Annotated in this window: 5 protein-coding genes; 4 read left to right on the top strand and 1 reads right to left on the bottom strand. The window is 61.0% G+C overall.

Annotated features, from left to right (window positions below; translation table 11 throughout):
• Window positions 1–264: 264 nt before the first annotated feature.
• Window positions 265–1,683: a chloride channel protein gene (locus tag ACFE0K_RS03290; protein WP_434534706.1), complete on the bottom strand. Its 1,419-nt coding sequence runs from the start codon at window positions 1,681–1,683 to the stop codon at window positions 265–267.
• Between the two features lie 115 nt (window positions 1,684–1,798).
• Here ACFE0K_RS03290 and hemJ point away from each other — a divergent pair, with 115 nt between their 5' ends.
• The 4 genes from hemJ to ACFE0K_RS03270 all read left to right on the top strand — a co-directional run.
• The gene (hemJ, locus tag ACFE0K_RS03285; RefSeq protein ID WP_297767010.1) at window positions 1,799–2,242 is read left to right on the top strand and encodes a protoporphyrinogen oxidase HemJ; all 444 of its coding nucleotides are present in this window, start codon (window positions 1,799–1,801) and stop codon (window positions 2,240–2,242) included.
• A gap of 72 nt (window positions 2,243–2,314) precedes the next feature.
• Complete coding sequence (gene thiD / locus ACFE0K_RS03280) at window positions 2,315–3,073, top strand: bifunctional hydroxymethylpyrimidine kinase/phosphomethylpyrimidine kinase (RefSeq protein WP_434534705.1); 759 nt, start codon at window positions 2,315–2,317, stop codon at window positions 3,071–3,073.
• Window positions 3,070–3,711, top strand: a complete 642-nt coding sequence (gene thiE, locus ACFE0K_RS03275; RefSeq protein ID WP_434534704.1) for a thiamine phosphate synthase — start codon at window positions 3,070–3,072, stop codon at window positions 3,709–3,711. Before thiD ends, thiE begins: the two co-directional genes overlap by 4 nt.
• Before the next feature lie 153 nt (window positions 3,712–3,864).
• The coding region (locus tag ACFE0K_RS03270; protein ID WP_434534703.1) for a M12 family metallo-peptidase at window positions 3,865–5,016 on the top strand (1,152 nt) is incomplete at its 3' end.

Below are 5,016 nucleotides of genomic sequence, written 5' to 3'. Positions count from 1 at the left end.
CCTTGAGGGGCTCTGCCATATCATTCTCCACCCTGCTAACCAGGGAACTGCATTTAACATGAAGCCACGACTTCATCGCGGCGCCTGACGCAAGCCTTTGCCGCCACAGAAAATCTTCTTCGGTCGATCGTATTCCCTGATACGACACTTTTTCAGAAAATCTCCTGTGGCAACAAATTCTTGCGCCATGCATCCACCCTGAAGCCGTAGCTTCAGGTTCACAAATGACCCCGCATGATAGGGGCGCCACCATGGGCCGGCAACTTATCCGGGCAATTGCCGTTCGGATTCCTTGCCCGCTGCCGACTCCGCACCCCCGTCATCGCCTTTTTCCCGGGGTTTCTCCAGGGCCATGCCGCGCCCATCCGAGAGGCGCTCGGCCAGGGAATCATAGAGCGGCCTGGCCCAGACAATCTTGGCCACTGCCGTTGCCAGGAAAGCCCCGGCCATCAATGGCAGGAGGATGTCATGGCGGTTACCGGTCAGCTCCATGACGATCACGAAAGAGGTAATCGGCCGCTGGATCACACCGGCCAGAAAGGCCGCCATGGCTACCAGGGTAATCCCCACCAGGGAAGACTCCGGAAAGAAACCGCCGATCACATTGCCGAACCCGGCCCCTGCGGCCAGGCTCGGCGAGAACAACCCGCCGGGAATGCCGGTGAAGTAGGACACCAGAGTGGCGGACATCTTGGCCAGGGCAAAACTCCAGTTCCCCGGGTGCTCCCCGTCCAGCAGGGTACTGGCCTGCTCATAGCCACTGCCATAGGTAGCACCACCAGTCAGCAGCCCCAACAACACCAGCACCAGCGCACACATCAGCACCACCCGGTAGGGATGCGCCTTCGCATAAGGGGAAAGAAACTGACTACCCTTGATCAGCAGGCGGCTGAACAGGCCACCAAACAGTCCACACACCAGTCCGGTCACGCCAATCGCCGCCCAGTCCCGGGTAATATCCAGGGCGCCCTGCGGGTGACCGAAAAAACTGTAGTGGCCCATGATCATCAGCACCACCACCCCGGAGAGAATAATGGCCAGGATCAGGGTACCGCTGGTGCGCTGCTCGAAGGAACCGGACAATTCTTCGATGGCGAAAACAATCCCCGCCAACGGCGCATTGAACGCCGCCGACACCCCGGCCGCCCCACCGGCCACGATCAGGGAATTATCCACATATTTCTGATTCAGGCGTCCCAGCCGCCCCACCGAATACATCATTGCCGCGCCCATATGCACACTGGGGCCTTCGCGACCGATACTGGCACCGCACAGCAACCCCAGGCAGGTCAGAATGAACTTGCCGAAGATCACACGCAGAGAAAGAAAGGTGGGGCGCAGCCAATGGTAGCGCTGCTTGAGCACCACCAGCACCTGGGGAATACCACTGCCCTGGGATTCGGTGCCCAGCTGTCGCATCAACCAGACAATCACCAGCATGCCCAGCGGCGTGATCAACACTGGCAACAGCGGTGATTGCTCGTGTATTTGAATAAAGGTGTGCGATGCCAGCTCCGCCACCCAGGCGAACGCCACCACCAATAGCCCCACCAGCACGGCGCCGATCCAGAACACCGCGCGCAGTTTCCAGTCCTCCCAGGACCCCAACTGACGGCGACTCACGCGGCGAGTGCGAAACAGGTAGTAACGCATCAGACGACGGTGGCGTGGCCGCTTTTTCACGGGACTCCTTAGCAATCAGTGCAGGTTGACGAAACAATGGCAGGAAGTCGGTATAGTCTACGCTCTGACTCCCGATCCCTCCACTCACAACACCCCTGAGACTCGCCACATCATGATGCAGTTCGCCCTCGACCACCTGCTCTGGATCAAAGCGTTCCACCTGATCGCCGTGATCTGCTGGTTTGCCGCCATCTTTTATCTGCCGCGCCTGTTCGTCTATCACGCCATGGCGGAGGACACCGTCAGCCGGGAACGTTTCAAGGTGATGGAGCGCAAGCTGTACCGGGGCATCATGAACCCCAGCATGATCGTCACCGTGTTGCTGGGCCTGTGGATGCTGATGGCCAACTGGGACGCCTACAAAGGCTTCGGCTGGATGCATGCCAAGCTGACCCTGGTGTTCTTGTTGATCGGCTACCACCACGTCTGCCTGGCCTACCTGAAAAAATTCGCCGCCGACGCCAATACCAAAAGCGACAAGTTTTACCGGATCTTCAACGAGATCCCCGTGTTTCTGCTGGTGGCCATTGTTATATTGGCGGTAGTGAGACCATTCTGAAAAACGCTTAACGCCTGACGCCGGACGAGAAGGTCGCCCGCACGTCAGGCATCCAGCGTCAGGCATGCTTTTATGAAACCCAATATTCTCGTTATCGCCGGCCACGACCCTTCCGGGGGAGCCGGCATCCATGCAGACATTGAAGCCATTCGTGCCCTGGGCGGCTTTGCCTCCACCCTGATCACCGGACTCACCGTGCAGAATAGTCAGAACGTGCGCGGTTTCCGGCTGACAGACGTGGACCTGCTGCGCCAGCAGGCCGCCACCCTGCTGGAAGACTACGACTTCCAGGCGGTGAAAATTGGTATGACCGGCTCCGTGGCCATCATCGACTTTATCGCCGAGCTGTTGCAGCAACTGCCCGGGGTGCCCGTGGTGCTCGACCCAGTGCTGGCCGCCGAAGCCGGCGGCAGCCTGACCAGCGAATCCCTGGCGGATGCCATGCTGGAAAAACTGGCCCCCCACTGCGAGGTGATGACCCCGAACCTGCCCGAAGCCCAGGCCCTCAGCGGCCGGGAAACCGTGGCCGAGTGCGGTGCCGAGCTGATTCAACGTACCGGTCGTACCGCCTTGATCACCGGCACCCACGACGACACCGACCAGGTCACCAACCATCTGTTCAGTGCCGACGGCGAGCAACAGTGGAACTGGGAGCGTTTGCCGCACAGCTACCATGGCTCCGGTTGCACCCTGGCGTCGTCCATCGCCTGCCTGCGCGGTCATGGGGAATCCCTGGCCAATGCGGTGGCAGACGGTCAGGCCCATGTGGATCGTTTCCTGCGCAACGCCTTCCGCCCGGGCCAGGGCCAATACGTGCCAGACCGGCGATGAAGCATCCCGGCATCCATGGCCTGTACGCCATCACCGACCCGGCCCTGATCGCCGACCGGCAATTACTGCCCGCCGCAGAAGCCGCGCTGCGCGGTGGCGCCCGCCTGCTGCAATACCGGGACAAAACCGCCAGCCCGGAGCAACGCCGCCATCGCGCCGCGCAGCTTCAGGCCCTGTGCCGACAGCATGGCGCCCGCTTTCTGGTCAACGATGACCCGAGCCTGGCCGCAGCCATTGATGCCGACGGCGTCCATATCGGCCAGAGCGACGGCGGCATCGCCCACGCCCGTAGCGTGCTGGGTCCGGACAAGATCATTGGCGTTACCTGCCATAGCGACCTGACCCTGGCCGAGCAGGCCGCCGCCGCAGGTGCCGACTACGTGGCCTTTGGCCGCTTTTTTCCCTCGCGCACCAAACCGCAGGCCCCGCCCGCTGATCCGGCCATCCTCAATCGGGCCCGTCAGCGGCTGACGATTCCACTGGTCGCCATCGGTGGTATTGATCCCGACAACGGCGGCCAGCTACTGGAGCGGGGCGCCGACGCACTGGCCGTCATCCACGCCCTTTTCTCCAACCCCGCTCCCGAGCAGGTAGAGCGGGCAGCGCAGCAGCTCACCGCCCTGTTTAGCGCCGTCTGAACCTCAAACGATCCTGCACGCCCGTTCAGATAGCAAAGAATGGGATACGCCGCACAACATACCGGCCCGCAGGTACGCAAAATCCCCCGCAACGTCTACACCGAAATAACCACACCGAAAATACGAAAAACCCAGTAAGGGGGAGAACCACCCATGGCAATGCGCTTCCGTCGGCCACTGGCAGCCTGGCACGGCCTGCTGCTGGCAACCCTGCTTTTCCCGGGCAGTCATGCCGCCGCCGCAGCCCCTCAAGCCAGTACCGAACTGTTTATCGATGGCAGCCGTTATCGGGCCGTACTGGAACCCAGCACCGCCCGGATCGGCATGTCCGACGCGGACCGCAAACTTCTTCAGGGCAACCACTACAGCGGCGCACTGGAACAGGTTCCGGGAAGCTGGGTGCGCCTGTCTCACCTCGGCGATAACTGGTCCGGCGTAGTGTCACTGAATGGCGACATGCACATTATTGATAGCGACGCGTTCAGCCAGCGCAACAATCTCCCCGTTGCCCGTTCCCTGCAAAGCCTGCAGGCACCTGGCACCTGCGGCGTAGGCAATGGCACCCATAGTTCCCTGGAACTGCCTACCCGGGAAGGCGCCAGCGCTCGCTCAGGCGAGTACCAGATTGCCGCGGCAACCCTGGAAGAGATGTGCACCGAGCAGGTGGACGGCGTCTGCCTGCTGCCGGAGAAATACCTGATCGTCGACCACCTGTTTCAACAGAAGCACCCGGATACCTATCAGGACAAGGTGGTGGAGTTGCTCAACATCATCGACGGTTTCTACCGCAACGACCTGAATATGGTGTTCGACAACCTGCACGTGGAATTTCCCGGCGAAGAGCTGCTGCTGGAATCCACCAGCGCCAATGAACTGCTGGTGGACCTGCGCGAGAAATACCACGGTTTTCCCTTCGCCGACACCAGCACGGCCAGCCCACTGATGGAACTGCTCTCCGGCCGGGAATTCGACGGCTCCACTGTCGGCCTCGCCTATGTGGGCACCCTCTGTAATACCAACGGCTACGCCACCGGGGTTACCCAGGAATACGTCAACATTCCCCTGACCGCCGTCGTCATGGCCCATGAGATCGGCCATAACTTTGGCGCCAACCACGACAACGTGGAAGCCGATCAGGTGGACAATCCGGAACGCTACTGCGGCAATGGCTATATCATGTCCAGTTGGGCAGAAGCCAACGCCACCGGTTTTTCCAGTTGTTCGGTAAATCAGATGACCGCCAAGGTCGACAGCCTGGGCAACCACGATGCCTGCTTCAATTACCCGGTAGATGCAGGATTCAGC

The organism is Alcanivorax sp., from assembly GCF_051117345.1.
Lineage (GTDB): Bacteria > Pseudomonadota > Gammaproteobacteria > Pseudomonadales > Alcanivoracaceae > Alcanivorax.
The sequence above is the reverse complement of the archived record's forward strand: the minus strand, read 5'-3'. Positions and strand labels throughout refer to the sequence as shown.

Coding starts and splice junctions, on each gene's coding strand:
- thiE (WP_434534704.1), top strand. CDS start 3,070: ATGAAGCATCCCGGCATCCATGGCCTGTACGCCATCACCGACCCGGCC.
- thiD (WP_434534705.1), top strand. CDS start 2,315: ATGAAACCCAATATTCTCGTTATCGCCGGCCACGACCCTTCCGGGGGA.
- hemJ (WP_297767010.1), top strand. CDS start 1,799: ATGCAGTTCGCCCTCGACCACCTGCTCTGGATCAAAGCGTTCCACCTG.